This window comes from Calditrichota bacterium (assembly GCA_013112635.1).
GTDB lineage: Bacteria > Calditrichota > Calditrichia > Calditrichales > J004 > JABFGF01.
Map to the genome: position 1 here is coordinate 712,162 of JABFGF010000001.1, position 19,109 is coordinate 731,270.

The 19,109-nt window shown below is 35.5% G+C and carries 16 protein-coding genes; 1 reads left to right on the top strand and 15 read right to left on the bottom strand.

What is annotated here, in order from left to right; all coding sequences use genetic code 11:
- The first annotated feature begins 66 nt into the window (after positions 1 to 66).
- Positions 67 to 1,941 (top strand): MFS transporter, encoded by a 1,875-nt coding sequence (locus HND50_03095; protein ID NOG44186.1) that lies wholly within the window; start codon positions 67 to 69, stop codon positions 1,939 to 1,941.
- A 108-nt stretch (positions 1,942 to 2,049) separates the two neighbouring features.
- On the opposite strand, the gene HND50_03100 is transcribed toward HND50_03095, so the two are convergent.
- The 15 genes from HND50_03100 to mutL all read right to left on the bottom strand — a co-directional run bounded on the left by HND50_03100 (position 2,050) and on the right by mutL (position 19,078).
- Entirely contained in the window at positions 2,050 to 3,468 is a 1,419-nt protein-coding gene (locus HND50_03100; protein NOG44187.1) for a hypothetical protein, read from the bottom strand.
- Between the two features lie 14 nt (positions 3,469 to 3,482).
- Positions 3,483 to 4,523, bottom strand: coding sequence for a PilT/PilU family type 4a pilus ATPase (locus HND50_03105; GenBank protein ID NOG44188.1), 1,041 nt, complete (start codon positions 4,521 to 4,523; stop codon positions 3,483 to 3,485).
- Complete coding sequence (locus HND50_03110; GenBank protein NOG44189.1) at positions 4,523 to 5,812, bottom strand: hypothetical protein; 1,290 nt, start codon at positions 5,810 to 5,812, stop codon at positions 4,523 to 4,525. Before HND50_03110 ends, HND50_03105 begins: the two co-directional genes overlap by 1 nt.
- 13 nt (positions 5,813 to 5,825) lie before the next feature.
- Entirely contained in the window at positions 5,826 to 6,281 is a 456-nt protein-coding gene (locus HND50_03115) for a hypothetical protein (protein NOG44190.1), read from the bottom strand.
- Positions 6,278 to 6,838: a type 4a pilus biogenesis protein PilO gene (gene pilO, locus HND50_03120; protein NOG44191.1), complete on the bottom strand. Its 561-nt coding sequence runs from the start codon at positions 6,836 to 6,838 to the stop codon at positions 6,278 to 6,280. Before pilO ends, HND50_03115 begins: the two co-directional genes overlap by 4 nt.
- A gap of 9 nt (positions 6,839 to 6,847) precedes the next feature.
- A complete protein-coding gene (locus tag HND50_03125) occupies positions 6,848 to 8,713 on the bottom strand; it encodes a hypothetical protein (protein NOG44192.1) in 1,866 nt (621 codons plus the stop codon).
- Between the two features lie 106 nt (positions 8,714 to 8,819).
- Positions 8,820 to 10,508, bottom strand: coding sequence for a hypothetical protein (locus tag HND50_03130; GenBank protein NOG44193.1), 1,689 nt, complete (start codon positions 10,506 to 10,508; stop codon positions 8,820 to 8,822).
- Positions 10,495 to 10,983 (bottom strand): type II secretion system protein, encoded by a 489-nt coding sequence (locus HND50_03135; GenBank protein ID NOG44194.1) that lies wholly within the window; start codon positions 10,981 to 10,983, stop codon positions 10,495 to 10,497. Before HND50_03135 ends, HND50_03130 begins: the two co-directional genes overlap by 14 nt.
- Positions 10,980 to 11,387, bottom strand: coding sequence for a prepilin-type N-terminal cleavage/methylation domain-containing protein (locus HND50_03140; protein ID NOG44195.1), 408 nt, complete (start codon positions 11,385 to 11,387; stop codon positions 10,980 to 10,982). Before HND50_03140 ends, HND50_03135 begins: the two co-directional genes overlap by 4 nt.
- A gap of 13 nt (positions 11,388 to 11,400) precedes the next feature.
- The gene (locus HND50_03145; GenBank protein ID NOG44196.1) at positions 11,401 to 11,739 is read right to left on the bottom strand and encodes a prepilin-type N-terminal cleavage/methylation domain-containing protein; all 339 of its coding nucleotides are present in this window, start codon (positions 11,737 to 11,739) and stop codon (positions 11,401 to 11,403) included.
- A 98-nt stretch (positions 11,740 to 11,837) separates the two neighbouring features.
- Positions 11,838 to 13,049, bottom strand: coding sequence for a type II secretion system F family protein (locus HND50_03150; GenBank protein NOG44197.1), 1,212 nt, complete (start codon positions 13,047 to 13,049; stop codon positions 11,838 to 11,840).
- Positions 13,050 to 13,059: 10 nt separating this feature from the next.
- Complete coding sequence (locus HND50_03155; protein NOG44198.1) at positions 13,060 to 13,821, bottom strand: prepilin peptidase; 762 nt, start codon at positions 13,819 to 13,821, stop codon at positions 13,060 to 13,062.
- Positions 13,822 to 13,824: 3 nt separating this feature from the next.
- The gene (tadA, locus tag HND50_03160; protein NOG44199.1) at positions 13,825 to 16,113 is read right to left on the bottom strand and encodes a Flp pilus assembly complex ATPase component TadA; all 2,289 of its coding nucleotides are present in this window, start codon (positions 16,111 to 16,113) and stop codon (positions 13,825 to 13,827) included.
- 228 nt (positions 16,114 to 16,341) lie between these two features.
- Entirely contained in the window at positions 16,342 to 17,292 is a 951-nt protein-coding gene (gene miaA / locus HND50_03165) for a tRNA (adenosine(37)-N6)-dimethylallyltransferase MiaA (protein ID NOG44200.1), read from the bottom strand.
- Entirely contained in the window at positions 17,267 to 19,078 is a 1,812-nt protein-coding gene (gene mutL, locus HND50_03170; protein NOG44201.1) for a DNA mismatch repair endonuclease MutL, read from the bottom strand. Before mutL ends, miaA begins: the two co-directional genes overlap by 26 nt.
- Positions 19,079 to 19,109 lie beyond the last annotated feature (31 nt).

A 19,109-nucleotide genomic window follows, 5' to 3' on the forward strand; every position in this document is an offset into this window, starting at 1 on the left:
TTTACTTAAATGAGTAATTTTTAATAGCCAATAAAAGTAATCAAACATTACAAATTTCGGAGTATCATGAATAATAAAAAATTAAAAAATTGGTCATGGATCCCCTCCTTATATTATGCTGAAGGTATTCCTTATATTGTTGTAATGGCTGTGTCGGTTATTATGTATAAACGATTGGGTATTTCAAATACAGATATTGCCCTTTACACAAGCTGGCTATATTTACCATGGGTTATCAAACCATTGTGGAGCCCCATTGTTGATATTTTGAAAACCAAGCGTTGGTGGATAATCACCATGCAATTGCTTATCGGATTTGGTTTTGCCGGTGTGGCGTTCACTATCCCTGTTTCAAATTTTTTTCAGTACACATTAGCATTTTTATGGCTTCTGGCATTTAGTTCCGCCACCCATGATATTGCAGCCGATGGTTTTTACATGCTCGGCCTTTCCCAACATGACCAGGCTTGGTTTGTTGGAATTAGAAGTACATTTTACCGCTTAGCTATGATAACCGGTCAGGGGCTGTTAATAATTTTTGCTGGTTATATTGAGGGAAATACTGGTTTAGGAGAAGCTTCAATTGAAGTTAAAGCAGCACCAGGATTTGAGTATACAAGTTTTGTACATCCGGATTCGATTAACAAAACTGATATAATTACTGAACTAAACCAGAACGATGTAAGAGTTTTAATAAGCCCACAGCAATTAACAATAACCGCAGCTCCACGACAAAAAAATGAAATAGACTCACTGATCTCATTCTCAAATACCTGGAATGAGGCAAATGGCCACTCATCTGCAATTGAAAAAACCTCACAAAAAGCTGAAAATAAATCACCCTCGTGGTGGCAAAGTGCAATTGTATCAAATCTGGAATCATTTTTAAAAACATATTTTGCACCCGAAAAGAAAATTGTTTCAAAAGACATAGCCGGTAATATTGGTGCAGTTTATTTTTACTTATCCAAAAAGCCAGAGAGTAAAGAAGAAATCGTTTTAAATTTTGGCAGAGATTCCGGTGACAAAAGTCTTTCACTTATATCCGGAAACAGACTCGTATTTAATCAGGACAATTGGAATATTCCCGCAATGGCGGTAATTCAACTTGATCCTAAACTAAAAGAAAAATCCTCAGCAGTTTTTAATGCTCAATCAGGTAATATCCCTTTAGCATGGTCAATAACATTTGGCTTGTTATCTGCTATGTTTATTTTATTTTTTATTTATCATAAAATTATACTTCCAAAACCAAAAGAAGATGGTGGCTCAGCAGTTATAAATATAAAGAGTATTTTATCGGAATTTTTTAACACGTTTATTCTGTTTTTTAAAAAGGAAAAAATTGGGGCAATCCTCGGGTTCCTTCTACTATATCGTTTTGCAGAATCACAAATTGTTAAATTAGCCGCACCCTTTTTGCTGGATAACCAAGAGGCAGGCGGATTGGCTTTAACAACAGGTGAAGTAGGCCTTGTTTATGGAACAGTCGGATTGCTGTCTCTAACATTTGGCGGGCTTTTAGGTGGCTTTCTTGCAGCAAAACATGGCTTGAAGTTTTGGTTGCTTCCCATGGCCATTGCAATCAATTTACCAGACCTTGTTTATGTTTATCTCTCCTATTCACAAACAGATAGTTTTTTATTAATTAATCTTGCCGTAGCTATTGAGCAGTTCGGATATGGCTTTGGTTTTACTGCATATATGCTTTATATGATTTATGCATCAGAAGGTGAACATAAAACTGCCCATTTTGCAATCACAACTGCTTTTATGGCTTTAGGTATGATGATTCCCGGAATGTTTAGCGGTTGGCTACAGGAGATTATTGGCTATCAGCACTTTTTTATATGGGTTATGATTGCAACAATACCAGCTATTTTAATAATTAAACTTGCGCCACTTGATGCTAATTTTGGGAAGAAAGAGAATAACGATTAAAAAAATGTAGTGAAAAAAATAAAAAGTTTAGAAAAATAAAAATGCCCGGTTAAGCTGGGCATTTTTTTTAAATATATTATCGAAATCTATGTATTTATAATTTGTATTTTATGGCGTTTTAACTCCGCTAATATTAGTTGACCTGCTTCCATTACCTTCTTCTGGCGAAGTGACCGTTATAGTTATGAAAACTTGCGGAGCTTTTAAACTATCTCCCGGCGCCCAAACAAAACCAAAGTCGGTTGTACCATTTCCAGAACTACGACTATCTAGCGTTTTAAATTGTGTATCACCAAACAATTCCCCATCTGTAGCTTGAACAGAAATCACGCTGTTTTCAACAATTGGGTATTCATAAATATCTGAAACATTAAAAGAGAATGACTTTGCTTCATTTAGGTCATTATATTGAAAACTTGACGGGCTTACATCAATATTATCTGTAACAGAACTTAAAAGCAATTCGAACGAAGTACTAAGTGTTAAACCAGATATTGTATCACCATACGTCCATGCAGTTATTTCTGTAAAAGAATCCGTTGCCGGATTAAGAGGCAATGGAGCTGCACTTAAAAAATTAACTGAGGCACGGCCGAGTTCATCCGTAACTGCTGCTCCCTCAACAATCCCATATTCGGTAGAAAAATAAACTATTGTTCCCGGTGCAACAGGATTGCTGTATTTATCACCTACAAAAGCAGTTACAACATCCAAAATTCCAAAATGAACCTGACCGGCAATATTTACTTTTTCGACAGCAACGCTAAAATGGTCATCATCTGGCAACCCGCCATAGATGGCTATTCGTGATGGAATTGCATGGATTGTCTTGGTCGGTAAATCAACGTATGCTTCAATCTGGATTGGTCCGGCAATAGTGCCGCTATTTAAAACCGTAAAAGCAAAACCATTTTCAGTTGTCATTGAGCCAGGATCTAAATACTCTCCGCCATCAGGTCCCTGTAAAATATTAAACTTAACTTCAACGGCATGTTCCTGATCCACCAGATTCCCTTGTGCATCGGTTACTTTTACGCCTAATACAGCTGTTTCCTGCAGGCCGGATGAATAAACATAAATATGGCTCTCATGAGGTGAAATAAATTCAATATGTGCTGCTTCGCCGCTGGTTGTTGGGTCATCGCCACCACTATCTGATGTGTCAACCAGTGTTACTTTTTTCATTTCCAGCGAAGGAACCTGAAGTGATTGGCCCCGCGCAACATAAATAAAAGTTGATGATTCAAAGTAACCAATTTTTGAAGCACGAATTGTTATTGCACTTGAATCAGCAGCTGGTTCTGCTTCAAAACTATAGTTTCCGTCTATATCAGAAAGGGTTTGTTTATATAGCCCTTGTGCGGTAATTAAAGCCCCTTCAACAGGCAGTGCATTATTTTCTGCATCATATTCAAAGACGATTCCCTCAAGAGAAACTAAGTCAACTGAATCAGTTGCAGAATCACATCCCAAAAAGAGAAGAACAATAAGTACAATCTTTGATAATTTTTTAACCATGCTTTTCACTTTTCCTCCACCTTCTAAACAAACTCAAAAAGTTCAAGTTGTGGTGATATTAAATTGTTTTGTTTTAAATCTGCCAGGCTACGTTCAAAACTTTGCATTCCATGCTCAACACCTGTTTGAATTGTAGAATCTATCTGATGCGTTTTTCCTTCACGAATTAGATTTTTAACGGCATCTGTGTTTACTAAAATTTCCATCAATGCAACCCTGTCATTCTCTAAAGCTTTTGGTATTAACCTCTGAGAAATAACTGCAACAAGAGTACTGGCCAACAATTGTTTTACCTGTTGCTGGTTCTCTGCAGGAAAAACATTAACAATTCTGTCAATAGTTTCTGCCGCAGAATTTGTATGCAAAGTAGAAAATACAAGGTGCCCTGTTTCAGCTGCGCGCAACGCATTTTCAATTGTAACCGTATCACGCATTTCACCAACAAGTATTACATCAGGATCTTCGCGTAAAGCGCTACGCAAAGCAGCAGGAAAGTCTTCTGCATGAATGCCAATTTCACGCTGATGAATTAGACTTTTAGCAGGCTTATGAACATATTCAATTGGGTCTTCAATCGTTATAATATGGTCTCGGTTATTGATATTAATATTGTTTATCATTGCAGCAAGCGATGTAGATTTACCAGAGCCTGTGGGGCCGGTTACAAGAATAAGCCCTTTCTTCTTTTCTAAAACTTTTTCAATAATTACTGGTAATCTCAATTGCTGAATTGTTTTAATTTCATTACTGACAATTCTGAACGCGCCACTAATACCTTTCATATGTTGAAAGAAATTTATCCGGAATCGTGATAGTCCCTTTAAATCTACCGCAAAATCAATCTCGTTATGTTCTAAGAAATATTTCTTTTGCCGCTCATTTAACATTGAATGAAAGAGCTCGGTTAATTCTGAGTTCTCAAGAGCCTCAACATCTACCTGTCGTAATTGTCCAATAATTCTAAGTACAGGGGGCATTCCACTACTAAAATGGACATCTGATGCTCCATTCTTTATTGCCAGCTTCAATGTCTCTGTAAAAATTTCATTAATATTGGTGGCCATTAGTTTTTTCCGGCAGCTTTGTATTCAACAACCTTTGGGGTTATAAAAATCATTAAATCTGATTTTTCCTTTTTTGTAACAGTGTTTTGAAATAAGTAACCTAAGATTGGTATATCACCTAATAACCATATTTTTTCAACCACTTTACTTTTAGACTCTTTTATTAAACCGCCAATTACAAGGGTTTGACTATTTTCAACTGTAACAACAGTTTTAACTTCTCGTTTTGAAGTTATTGGTTGCTGGGCATCAGCGCTCCCCGTATAACCAACTATTTCCTGAAGTATCGGATGGACATCCATAGTAATTTTATTATCTGAACTTATTGTTGGGATAACTGTCACATTTATATCAACATCTTTTTCTTTATAAGTAATTATATCTCCCGCAATTCCCCGCGAAACTTGCGGCACTGGAACTGTTGTTCCTACCTTTATTACAGCTTTTTTATTGTTTAAGGTGGTTATACGTGGATTGGAGACTAATTTTGAACCATTATCTTTGGCCAATAAATCCAATGCAACAGAAAGCTGGTCCACTGACAATACACCCATTGTGACATCTTCCGGGCCTTCAGGAACTTTATACCAGGCTGATAAAAATCTTGGACTTGCTGATTGAGTATTTCCTTTTGTTATTGGTGCATTTAGCTCTGCCCCATCTAAAGATGCAGAAACACGTTTAGGAAGGTTTAAACCATATTGCTCTTCTTCACTCAATAAGCTTTCAATAAGGCGTATTTCAATCTGGATTTGTTTAGGGGCAACATCTATCTCCTTAATTGCCTGTTCGATTTGTTTAATATTTTCCCATAAATCACTCACTAAAAGTATCGAACCTCGCTGATCCACTTCTTCTTTTGCCGCTTCTGCTAACAGTGGGGTCATTTTCCCTTTCGAGGATAGCAAAGGTTGTAAATTGTTTTTAAGAAAAAATGCATTGGTATAATCCAGATTAAATACTCGGGTAACCTTTTCTCCATTTAATTCTTTGTCAAATGCTTTAACCAGCAATACATTGTTTTCTACAATATAGTGATAACCTAATGATTTTAATATTGTATTTAATGCATCTGCAAGACTTACATTAAACATCTGAATGCTTACCCTGCCCTGTACATCACCACTGACAACCAGGTTTAAGGAATGTTGTCTTGCAAATAAATTTAATACCTCGCCAATGGAGGCCCCGCTAAAACGAGGAGATACTTTTTGTTCGAGTTTCGTAGCCAGATTGGTGGCAAAAATATTACCACAAAGAAACAACATGATTAAATAGCTGAATTTCATTTCAGTTTTCCTTTCACTGCAACTTTAAAGTTGTTGTCTGGCCATCTTTTGTCAAGGTTACTTCTTTGGCCTGAATTTTTTTAACTGTATATCCCTCAATTTGGTCACCAACGGCTAAAACTCTACTATTAATCATTGCAACAGACATGCTTTCAGCCATACTTATTGCTTTCAAACTTAGAGAAATGGTTTTCTTTTTTTGTTTTACGACTCGTTTTTTAACTCTTAAGGATGGATCATAAAATGGATCACGGCCCCAATCTTTAAAAGAGGCGAGGAGTTTCTTGTTTTTATTTTTCTTCGTGTTGTTGTTAACATCTGTTTTTTTTATTGATGCATTTTCACTTTTGGGCTCTTTATAAAAATTCAAATACGAGTCCATATTTAAAATAAAATCACCGGCACCAATAAGTAAAATAACACCTAACACTAAAAGTAAATTCTTCTCGCGCTTTTCAAGCTTTTTCATTTTTTATCCTGATCTTTTGCCCATGCATAAAAACGGCCTACAATCATTGCTTCCAGGTTGTTTGATTTGTTATTCAATTTTTCAATTTGAATTTCTTCAGGAATGATATAAAAATCGAAATCATTCCAGCTTTCAACAAACTTGCCAATATCAATAAATTTTCCGGTTACTATAACAGAAAATGGCAATGACTTAACCGGCGATTTTGAAGTATCTGCAAAATAAAATTTAAAGACAGGAGTAAACTCCAGTAATTTAAGGTGATGCTGGTTTGTCCGTTCACGTATTTGAAGTGTAATATTGCTGAGATCGTTCTTTTCTATAAATTTCTTTTTAATTTCTGAAAGACGGTCATTTTCAATATCTATTCTTTCTCTTATATTCTCTAAATCCTTTTTTGCCCTACTGGCATTTTTAAATTTTTGTACTGTTTTATTTAGCTGTTTTTGCAAAAGCAAACGCTCTTCTTCTGCAGGATTATAAATGGCAAAGTTAAAAGCTACAACAACTGTTGCAAGGCTAAGAACAAGCACTATAAATATATTTTTTGCTGACATTTTTTCCCTTTAAAGAACTGCTTTGATTTCAAATTGCATGGACTGTTTTTTATTTTTTTTATTTTTATCTGTTATTTCTATGCTTTTGAAATATCCTAAATTCTTCAGGTGATCAAGATAATTGATAAGAATGACATCGCTCATTAAATAATCACCATTTACAACACCAGAGAGGTTAATTGAATATCCAGCTTTCAATACCGGTTTCTTTTTGTTTGAATTTTTTCGTGCTTTTCGATTTTTCTTTCCACCAATTGTGATTGAACTTGAATGACGCACAGAAATCGCACTCAAAATAATCTGTTCCGGTGTTTCGTTACTAATAAGCTTTAGTGCTTCAATAACAGGTCCAGTTTTTGTTACAAGCTTCTTTAAACTGTTTTGAGTAGATTTTATGTTTTTTATTTCTGAATTGAGTTTTTGATATTCAACTTCAACCGGGTTTAAAGTGTTATATTTGTTTTCAACTTTTTCAACCTCATTCTTTAAGTTATCTATTTGCGTATAAGAAAGGTTTGTGAGGTAAACACTACCGAGAAGAGAAAATGCAATTAAAGCTGATACAAGGTAGTTTAAACGCTTAAAAACTCCCTGGGCCCTAAACTCTTTAGACACCAAATTAAAAGAATCTTTTGTATTTATAACGGTACCAAGAGTTGAAAAAAACTGCCCGTGTTTTAGCAAGTTTTCTTCAGCATCAGAAAGTTTTGGAGCTAAAACAAATACAGGAACCTTCATATTGTTTTTCAGAAATGAGAGTAAGCTTTCTTTTTGAAGGCCATAACCAGTTAAAAATATTCGTTTTACATCTTGGTTTTTGTCAAGGTTATTAAAGTGATCAATGGAATGTTGCAGTTCATTTTTAAAAAGCTGTAAGACAGGATTTTGATGTGCTTGTAAAGTTCTTAACCGTTGCTGCAAAGCTTTTCTTATAAGTTCGGGTTTTAAAGCACCGTTTTTTCCAATACCTGCGTCTTCAACAGGCTGGATTATATCTTGTTTAAGTATATTTCCTTGTTTTTCATGAATTGCGATTTCCAGGTTTGAAGCGCCGGTTGCCAGATTACGTGTAAATTCTAAGTTGCCATTATTCAAATAACAAATGTGAGTAGTGTCATATGAAATATCAACAAGCATATCCTGGTTATCCGATCCTACCATTTTGCTAAAAGCATTAGCTGAAGAAACTGATCGAGGTGTTATGGTTTCCGGGGATAAACCTGAACTCTCAAGCATATCCATATATTTATCTACAATCGACCCGGGTACAACAAGAACTACAACATTAACTTTTCTGGTATTACCATCCTGAAATTCGTTAATAATTTTATATCGCCATACACTTTTATCATTAAACCCGGTAAGGTCGCTTTGAAGTTTAAAGAAAACAGCATTTTTAAATTCAGATAAATTCCGCATTTTAGGAAACTGAAATTTCCGAATGGTTACATCGGGGCTGAAAAAACCAACATGAACCTTGTACCCGGCTTTATATACATTGGTTTTTATATTATCTAAAGTTATTTTCAGCGCTTTGTCACGGTCTTTTTCACTATCCGGAATTAGCGATACGCCTGTATCTTTTACAAATATGGCTTTCCCTGAATATGAACCAATAATATAACGGATGTTGTCTGAATCAATATCTATCGCAAGATAATTTTGAGCAGAAAGTTTTTGAGTTATCGTAGGTTTGTCTTTGAAGCTGGTTACATTATTGAATATTGTATCTGTTAACGCGAACTCAGGGCTGGATTGAGTTGAATGGTCAATAATGGTTTCCTTTTGGCTTTCAGCTACTTTTCCGTTCTCATTTTCCATATCTTGCGACAATCCTGCTCTGGTTTTTTTTTCTTCTACAAGTTCCGTTGACATAAATTTCTACTCAAAAAGATGTTTGTATTTGATTAGATTAGATCGATCTCAATCACAATTTCTTTTAATTGATGCGATGATGATTACAAGCTTTTCAAATGATATATTAATTTTTTCGTTTCCATTTGGATTCCAGAATTACACGTGAATTTCCATTTACTGAATACTTTAAAAAATCAGAAATTATCTCTTCATCACGCACAACCTGGATTGTACTTGTAATGTCTTCCCCTTCATAAGTATCAACGGCCGATCCATAAACCGGTGCATGGGAAATAATGCCTCCTGTAAAAGGCAAAGCATATTCTGTTTCAGTTTCGCCCTCGGTTCCTCCGGAAATAAAGTCATCTTGTTCTTTTGCTAAAGTGACTAAAACAACAATATCCTGAAAATCATATCCGGGATCCCCATACGAGGCGTTAGAAAGGTCAATCAGATATATTGCCTGGCTTTCGTCCAATGTTACTGTTTGGCTGGAAAAATCAACATAACTACCAATAAATTCTTCTGCAGATGCCTGACTTCCAAAGCCCTCGACTGTTGGGACATTGTCTCCATCCCTCAAAGCCTGGACAATATCTGCATCACTGGGATTTGTGGATTCAGCTTCATCAATTAAATCATAACTTCCGTAACGGTTCCACCAATATTCACCAAAAAAGTAATAATACCAGTTCCTCGCCCATCCTCTTGCAGTTATTGAAATTGAAGTCCCGGCGTCATAAAGATTTGGCAGTGTATAATCCACCGGTAAATCTGCTTGAATATTGACATTACCAGCATCTACTTTGTTACGTAAGTTGCTTTCATATCGGGTTGGATTGTTTCCAAAAGGATAGATATCCTCTCCACCAATAGTAATATTTATAGTAATTGGGGCATCGTACAAATATGTATTACCGCTATATGCTTCGTATGCACAACCCAAAATCGTAATCTGAGCAGCATAAGGTTCTTGAGGAATTACTTCACCATCAGTAATATCAAACTCAACAGGATCATCATCATAATCGCGTGGTTCTATCCACACTTTTTTATTTGGCTCCCCCAAGTAGACGGTCATTTTTACATCATCCGAGTTTCGCCATGTAGATTGAAATGCAATATCATCCATTGCTACAAAATGCACATTGCCTTCCCAGCTACCTTTAGCAAATGTGAGTTTTCCTTCAGTAAATACGATTGTCCCATCAGGCGGATTAAAATCTTCACCAATTACCAAATCGTCTTCATAATAATAGCTGTTGCCATCATCCTGAGTAGCCTGAGCCAAAGTTCTAAGTTTATCCATATCAAAAACAGGTGCAGCTGGTGCATTCTCATAAACAAGACCGGCATCTCCCTCTTCTGCTAATGAATCTTTGGTGACCACACCTAAAACTGGTTTTTTAGAATAAACAGCATAGTCAGGCACATTATTGGAATCAGTTTTAGATATTACTGTCTCCAAAGTATTTGTTGAACGTGAACTAACGCCTACAGACGTAATCACCACTTCATTGGTAACTTCATTAACTGACATTGAAACATTAGAAGTAACGCCATCTCCAGCATACATCCCTTCAACTGACCAATCCTCAATATCATCTGCTGCCAAATATTCCTTTAATCCATACTCCATCCCCGATTGCGCGGCATAAAACGAACGTTGCTCTTCCGATTCCAGCATTTGCAATGTTGATGATGAGGAGGAAACAGTAGCTAAAATAAAACCTAATGTTGCTAAAATCAGGACAACACTAACAATTGTAATTAAAGCGCCGCCATGTTCCTGGTTGTTTTTAATTTCTTGCATAAATCACTTCCTCTACCTTAACAGATTGGCTGTTTCGTACAATATTTAGTGTAACCCCGATAAATTTTACAGAGTCTTGAACCCCGGTTGTAGTTTTATCTATATTCAAATAACTAAAAGGATCTTCAGCTAAGCCCGTCAAAATAACATTATCATTTCGGCTTAAATTATATCCGGATTTTATATAGCTGACATTGTTGCCATCATTATCCATAAATACAAATTGGCCACTAGTCATAGTAGCTATATTGGAGATACTTAGATTTTGTATATCACGGCGCATTGTCCGTATTGCCTTTCGTACATCCGATCGGCCAACTTCCTGATTTAAAACCTGGTTAAATGATTCTGTTTGATTGGCAATAACTGCAACAACAATTGATCCTATAATGCCAAAAATAATCATCCCCACTGTAACTTCCATCAGTGTTGCACCATTCTCATTTTTATTAATTCGAAAGATGTATTTCTTCATTTTGAATACAACGTCAAATAAGTTGTTAGATTATATCCATTTGGAAACTTTGGATGTGAAACATTTACTTCCACTTGGTAAGCTTCATAATCGGAATCGTCCCAATCACTATGATAAGAAACCTCAGTTGTTCTTGTATAACCTTCAACATCCTCAATTTCTACATAATCATTTATACTTTTATACCAGTCCCACCGAGAATCTTTGAAAGCTTGAATTTCTTCCATCCTGTTGTTTGCAAGATTAACCGATTGGGTCATTACCCTGTTTTGGAAAGACTGGTATGAAAGGTTCCCTATTAAAACAAAAAGAGAAGGCAATGCAATACCAACAATTATGACTGTGACAATTACTTCCAGTAAAGTTAGTCCCTGCTCTTCTCTAATTAGTTTTATCTTATTCATAATATCTGATTGGTTACCAGGTGACCGATAACTGACCGCCAGATTCAGTAACCGTGTATGATCCACCGGATGGTGTTGTTGGTTCTTCACCATTTAAGAAAAAATCTTCCGGAGCTGTTTCATATGCAGTCACAACATCGGCTAAGTCTGTTGATGAATCAGTCATTAACTGATTTGAATATTCCATAAGAATAGCTGCTTCAATAGCTTTAGCGTTAGCTTCATTTGTTGCTGTTTCGGCATTTGAAGTTAAATCGAAATATTTAGGAACAGCGATGGCTGCTAAAATTCCGATAATTACAACTACGACTATAAGTTCCATCAGTGTGAAACCACTTTGATTGTTACGCATGGTAACTCCCTTCTATTTGTTTGGTACTAGTTAACTACATTTTTATTTAAATATTGAAATTCTTATATTTTCTTTGTATGCAATTTCGGCAATATTTTCTACATTGCCCCAATCATGTCCCACATTGGTAAGAAAATGGCCAGTGCTAAAAACAGCATCATTGCACCTAAAACTAACGTTACTATAGGTTCTATCATCGATGTTAGGTTTTCAACAGTTTCCGATACTTCTTTATAGTAATAGTCAGAAACATTGCCAAGCATTTCATCCAACGACCCGGATTTTTCACCAATAGAAATCATTATCACCAACAGTTTGCTAAAATATTGGCTTTGTTTTAACGATGATGCAATATCACTGCCCTTTACAATCTTATCCTGGATTTTTTCAACCTCTTTTTGATAAACAAGGTTGTCGAGTGTCTCTCGGATTATTTCAAATGTTCTGGTAATTGGAATTCCTGTCCGGTTCATAGTGTGGAAAAGTTTTGCAAAACGTGAAATATTCAACTTTCTGTTAAGCATTCCTAAAACAGGTAATTTCAGTCTAATTAAATCCATTTTGAAACGTCCATCTGGGGTTTTGCTCCATGTTAGAAATGCTGCTACCAATGCAACAAGTCCAATTAAAGCAAACAGACCATAGTCTGTTATCAAATAATAAACACCTAACAAAATTCGTGTAGGTAGTGGAAGTTCAGTTCCACTCATTTCAAAAATTGGGATAAAATTTGGAATTACAAATGTCGTAAAAACAATAAAAGCACCGACAAGACCTGTAATTACCATAGCAGGATAACGCAATGCTTTCTTCACTTCTTTCTTTATTTTCTCATCTTCTTCAAGAAAACTAGAAAGCTGGATCAAAGTATCTTCAAGTGTACCACTTATTTCTCCAACACGAATTGAATTGACATAGATAGCAGGAAATGTTTTCGGAAACTGTGCAAGTGCATCAGAAAGTTTGCTTCCCGCTTCAATATCCTGCGAAATAGCCTCTATCATCTTTTCAAAATCTTCAGTTTCTGCTTGTTCTTTAATAACACTTAAACAAGTAACGATGGGTATACCGGCTTTTAGCAGCGTTTGTAATTGTTTTGTAAAAAGAAGAATAGATTTTATACTAACTTTTATTTTATTAGAACTTTTTAAGCTTCTAGTTCTTTTTTTATTTTTCTCCAGGGCGATAGAAACAGGTGTCATGTTTAACTTTTGCAGCTGCTGAATTACAACTTTCTGATCTGCAGCCAAAATGACGCTTTCTACAGTTTTACCTTCCTGATTAATCGCTTTGTATTTAAAATTTGGCATTATTTTCCCGTTATGTTACTAGAGTTATATAGAACTTTGAGATTTCGTCTCCCCAAAAAAGAAACACTATAAGACCTCCGGCTAAAAAAGGACCCAACGGAATATAACCGGTGATTTTTATTTTTTTAAACTTGTTATGCAAAGTTATAGCAATAAATGCCAGGATAAAGCCAAGGTATAAAGCAATAAGGACATTTAACCAACCTGTAAAAAATCCGGCAACAGCAGCAAGCTTCACATCGCCCATTCCCAGGCTTTCTTTTTTAAACATCCATTTCCCCAAAATTGATATTAGCCACATTGTTAAACCACCAGTTGCCAATCCTAACAATGCTTCATCCCATGGTATAAACGTGAATAATATCTGACTAAATAATCCAAATATTAAAAGAACAATCAGGACTTTATTATATATCAGGTGGGTTTGTATATCGATAAAGGCTATTACTATCAGGAAATAAATAAAAACAGAATAAACCACAAAGGAGATACTTAATCCAAAATGGAGGAATGAGAAAACTGTAAAAACACCCGCTAATAATTCAACTAAAGGATATCGAAAAGAAATGTTTGCTGAACATTTATAACACTTCCCTCTTAATAAAATAAATCCTAAAAGCGGAATATTGCTCCATGCCGGAATGTTTTTTTTACATTCTGGACAAAATGAACCTGGAAAAATGAGGGACTTCTTTTCCACAAGGCGGTAAATACAGACATTTAAAAAACTGCCAATACTGCTCCCAATTATGAAAGCAAAAACTAGTTCCATAAATTAAACCAATTTTAAATCTAACTCTTCTGAGGGGGACGGTGACAGAGTATTTTTATTAATAATTTTTTTCCGCTCTAAAACTTTACTGATTTGTTCAATCATGCGTTTAGGGTCAATTGGTTTTACAATAAAACCATCCGCGCCTAATTCGTATACTTTTTGTTCACTTTTTTGTGTTTTTAATGCAGAGAAAATTAAAACCGGTATATTTTCTAATTCAGGATTACTTTTTATTTCCTGCAAAACCTCATAGCCATCCATATTAGGCATCATTATATCCAGCACTAAAAGATCGGGTTTGTCCTGGTGAATAATTTTCAATGCTTCTTCACCATCTCTTGCTTCCAACGTTTCCCATTTCGACATTTTCTGGATTATCTTAGTCACCATTAAGCGGGTCTGATCAGAATCATCTGTAATGAGTATTCGTGCAGGCTTCGAGCTTGTGTCAACAGTTTCTGTTGCAGGCCCTGATCCTTCAACTTTTACTTCTGCTTTTTCCGAATTGCCGGATAGCTCAATTTTTAAACTGTCCCCATTTTGAGGTTGAATCGTTTTTGGAGATGCTTGCTCAGGAGGTTGAGCTTCTTCTTTGCGCTGCATTACCGGATTGATTACACGCACTATTTCATCATAATCCGTAATTCCGTCACCAACCAATCTCATAGCATCTTCAAAAAGATTTCTAAATCCGTTGATCTTTGCAGTTTTACGCATCAATTGCAATGAAGCATCGTTTGCAACCATATCTTTGAGCATTGTGTCAAGCATTAGTATTTCGTAAACCCCAATCCTGCCACTATAGCCTGCAAAACCACACTTTGCGCATCCTTTTGGTTCAAATACTTGTGGATCATCAGATAATTTGTTTAATATTTTATATAATTTTTCATCTATATTTTTTTTATCAACAGGAACTTTACAATGCGAACATAACTTTCTTACAAGGCGTTGAGCAATAACAGCTTCCAGCGCCTCAGTAATTTTAAATTTATCAACCCCCATATCCTTTAAGCGGGTAATGGTTGTAAAAGTATCATTTGTGTGCAAAGTGCTTAATACAAGGTGCCCTGTTAAAGAGGCCTGAATACTAATCTCTGCCGTTTCTTTATCACGTATCTCACCAACAAGGATCACATCAGGATCTTGCCGTAAAAAAGACCTTAAAGCACTTGCAAAGGTTACACCTGCTCGCTCATTCACCTGAACCTGATTAATACCATCAAACATGTATTCAATTGGGTCTTCAATGGTTAAAATATTATTAGTAGTTGAGCGGATACGATTTATGGCAGCGTACAAAGTTGTACTTTTACCTGATCCGGTTGGTCCGGTAACAAGAACCATTCCTTGTTTTAATTGAAAGCATTTTTCGAGCTGTTCACGGTTGTATCCAACAATACCCATTTTATCCAGCGAAACAGTCGCATTTCTTTTATCAAGTATTCGGATAACTATCTTTTCACCAAAACTGGTTGGCAATATAGAAACCCTTAGGTCTATATCTGTTTCTTCAATCATAACTTTTGCCTTGCCATCCTGCGGCTTACGTGTTTCCGCTATATTGAGGTTAGAAATAATTTTTATACGGCTGGCAAGTGCTGAATGTATAGAACGTGGAACTTCTAGCTCGTTACGCAAAACGCCATCCACACGGAAGCGTACCTGAATTGAATTCTCTTTAGGCTCAATATGAATATCACTGGCCTTTTTACTGATTGAATCCCAGATTATTTGATTTACTAGTTTTACTACTGGAGAATTTTTGTCAAGATTAGAATCACCTGAAAATTTTATATCAACATCTTTACCTGTATTTACAAACGAAGTGATAATCTTTTCCGGCGCATAGTATTCATTAATTTTCTGTTTTATAATTTCATGCGGTGCATAAAATTTCTTTACATATTTTCGGGTCAGGTATTCTATTTCATTTTCTGCATCTAGGTTAAATGGATTGGAAAAAGCAACCGCAATGTGCGTTTTGTCCATTTGCAGTGCTAATAAATTATAGCGTAAACACAGCTCTTCAGGGATAGCTTCCAACACATCTTTTTCTGCATCAATTTTATCTAAATTGATGGTTGGAATTTGGAGTGCCAGTTTTACAAACTGACGTATTTCTTTGTCATTTAAATAATCATTGTCTGTTAAAATTTTTGCAAAGAACTTTTCATCACTATTTCTAAAAACCAGTTCTTCGTAAAGTGATTGATCAATTATTTGATAATAAACCAGCGCTTTGGCGAGCCAGTTATCTTCATAAACGTGTTTTCCGCCAACATCCATAATTTGCCCTATTTTTTGTTGCCTATATATTTCGAAGTATCAAGGAGTGTCTTTATAAAAAAACAGAAAGTGAGTAGATCGTAGTCAAAAATGGTAATTTTGGAAAAAGGTAATAAATAACTTAAAAGGAAATTTTATAATATTAGGATGGTTTAATTTGAGAGGTAAAGAGGACTAAAATAAAATCGTGAAAGAGAGGATCAATCAAGGCTTTATGGAAAAATCAAATCATGGCCGGTTGGTTAAATTTAAAGTATCTTCAAGTTTTTGTTGTTCCACTGGGGCTTTAAGCCAGATTATGTTTTTATCTTTATTAAACCAGGTCATTTGCCGTTTTGCAAATCTTCTTGTATTTCGTTTAATTAGTTCAACCATTTCGTCAAAAGATATTTCATTATTTATATAACTAACAACTTCTTTATAACCGACGGCATTTAAGGCATTTGTTTTATCATAACCTTTAGTCAGTAATTTTTTAACTTCATCCTCGAGTCCACTTTTTATCATTTCATCAACTCGTTTATTAATTCTCTGATATAGTTCTTCCCGATCCATTAATATACCAATCTGAATAAAATCAAATGGGGCTGGAATTTCATTTTCTTTTTGCAAGTCAGAAAGCTTTTTCCCGCTGATTAAAAAAACTTCCAATCCCCGTAAAATGCGTTGAGTGTCATTAACTGAAAAACGATTAGCTAATTCAGGATCTACCTTTTCAAGTTCTGAATAAAGTTTTGCTAAACCTTCAGATTTTAAGCGTTTTGTAAGTTCTTCACGAACTGAATCATCCTTTTGGTCAAACTTTATCATTCCATATAACAACGCGCGGATATATAGCCCGGATCCACCAACTACGATTACATTTTTATTATCCTTGCGAATTTCTAAAATTTTCTCCCGAGCCTTTATTCCAAATTCTCCCGCACTAAATTCAGTACCAGGATTTGTGAAATCAATAAAGTGATGAGTTATACCTGCCATTTCTTTTACAGTTGGTTTGGCAGTGCCAATATCCATAGATGTATAAATCTGCCGTGAGTCTGCAGAAACAATTTCAGCATTATATTTTTGGGCAAGTTTTAGCGAAAGGGATGTTTTACCAACAGCTGTTGGGCCAACAATAACAATTACAGGTAAGAGTGGTGTATCTATTTTATTTAAATTTACGGGCAAGTTCATCTAACTCCATTGAAACTATAACCGGCTTTCCATTTGGTGAATAAAAAGGGTGTTCACACGCAAAAAGTTGGTCCACTAAATTGTGCATCTGAAACTCATTTAATGGTTCCCCTGTTTTTATGGCATTTTTAAATGCATAAGCAGCAGCAATCTTTTCATTGGGGTTAAAACTGCCCTGAGGCGTATTTTTGTAATAATCAATAATGTCCAGAAGAATTTGGCTTTCACGCCCAATTTTTACATCAGAAGGCATCTCTTCAATTATGATTGTATTGCCACTAAAAACATTAATGGTAAACCCGATTTGGTTTAATACACTGTAAACATCCCTGAAGACAAGAAAATCATCTAAAGCCAGGGTTATTTTTTGAGGGAAAAGAAGTTTTTGCCCATCAGCAATAGATTTATTATCAAGTATTTTAATCGTTTTTTCATATAAAATTCTTGAATGAGCTAAGTGTTGATCAACAATTACCAAACCACTTTTTATCTCAGAAAAAATATATTTTTGATGTACCTGCCAAAAACGCACATCTAAGTTTTCTGATGGGATGAGATTTTTTTGTCCGATTACTTCATTTTGCTTTGGGGTCTCTTCAAGCTGATTAAAATAAGCCAGGCTTGTTTGTCCGCTACTTTTTTTAACACGGCGTAATCCGGTTTCTTTTAAAGGTATTTTCTTAAGATCAAACTCATTTTTAATACTTTTCTGTGTATCATTATCATGCTCGATAACTGCTTTTTGAATTGCGCTTCCCTGATCATCCGAACTTAAATCAGCAAGGATACCACTGTCGTTTAAAGCTTTCTTTACTGAATTTAAAAAAAGATAAAAAAGTGTTCTGTCATTTGAAAAACGTACCTGCATTTTTGTAGGATGAATATTTACATCAACAAAATTTGGATCCATTTCTATAAATAAACAAAAAACCGGATGTGCGCCTTCATCAAGAGTTTCACCAAATCCCTGGTATACCGCATAGCTGATATTCCTGTCCTGAATTGGCCGACCATTTAAAAACAAATGTTGATGCGTCCGTGATCTCCTGGCCATTTTGGGTTTTGCAATAAAACCATTTATTTCAATCCCGGCAACGCTGGTGTCAATCTCAATCAATCCTTCTTCCAAATCTTGTCCAAAAACTTCAACAATTCTTTCTTTTAGATTTGTTTTTTTAAGAAGGAAAAGCTGTTTGTCATCAAGATGAAGTTGAAATTCAATATCGGGATAAGCGAGAAAAAATCTTTTAAGTGTTAATAATATTTGTTGGCTTTCAGCATTATCAGATTTTAGAAATTTCCGGCGGGCAGGTGTATTAAAAAATAAATTCTTAATTGATATGCTCGTACCGGTGTTTGCAGCAATTTTTTTTACGTGACCTTTTCGACCTCCATCAATTGAATAAACCAATCCAAGTTTTTCACTCTGTTCTTTAGTCTTAATTTCAACCTGGGCAACAGATGCGATACTTGGCAAAGCTTCACCTCGAAACCCAAGTGAATGAATACTTTCCAGATCTTTTTCCGAACGGATTTTGCTTGTAGCATGCCGTTCAAAAGCAACAGGTAAATCTAATTCACCAATACCACAGCCATTATCAATAACCTGAATCAGTTTTTTGCCACCACCGGAAATATGTACCTGAATTGAGTTTGCACCAGAATCTATCGCATTTTCAATCAGCTCTTTTACAACGGATGCGGGCCGTTCTACAACTTCCCCGGCGGCAATTTTATTGGCAAGATGTTCCGGTAATATTTGAACTTTTGAGGATGTTTGGTCCATTTTTAAATAAAACCATTAATATAAAAAGCGA